General features: G+C 49.8%; 1 rRNA gene. It reads right to left on the reverse strand.

What is annotated here, in order from left to right:
• Nucleotides 1–537, reverse strand: a 23S ribosomal RNA gene (locus IAE36_RS23470); the annotation flags it as partial.
• Between the last annotated feature and the right edge of the window lie 67 nt (nucleotides 538–604).

Consider the following 604-nt stretch of genomic DNA (forward strand, 5'->3'; position numbering starts at 1 on the left):
AAGTAGGCTCCCACTGCTTGTACGCATACGGTTTCAGGTTCTATTTCACTCCCCTCTCCGGGGTTCTTTTCGCCTTTCCCTCACGGTACTGGTTCACTATCGGTCAGTCAGTAGTATTTAGCCTTGGAGGATGGTCCCCCCATATTCAGACAAAGTTTCTCGTGCTCCGTCCTACTCGATTTCATTGACAAGAGATTTTCGTGTACGGGGCTATCACCCACTATGGCCGCACTTTCCAGAGCGTTCCACTAATCTCAAACCAACTTAAGGGCTGGTCCCCGTTCGCTCGCCACTACTAAGGGAATCTCGGTTGATTTCTTTTCCTCAGGGTACTTAGATGTTTCAGTTCCCCTGGTTCGCCTCTTGCACCTATGTATTCAGTACAAGATAACCAGCTTGTGCTGGCTGGGTTCCCCCATTCAGAGATCTCTGGATCACAGTCTGTTTGCCGACTCCCCAAAGCTTTTCGCAGGCTACCACGTCTTTCATCGCCTCTGACTGCCAAGGCATCCACCGTATGCGCTTCTTCACTTGACCATATAACCCCAAGCAATCTGGTTATACTGTGAAGACGACATTCGCCGAAAATTCGCATGTTGCGCTT

It is taken from the genome of Pseudomonas sp. S36 (genome assembly GCF_016647875.1).
Classification (GTDB): domain Bacteria; phylum Pseudomonadota; class Gammaproteobacteria; order Pseudomonadales; family Pseudomonadaceae; genus Aquipseudomonas; species Aquipseudomonas parafulva.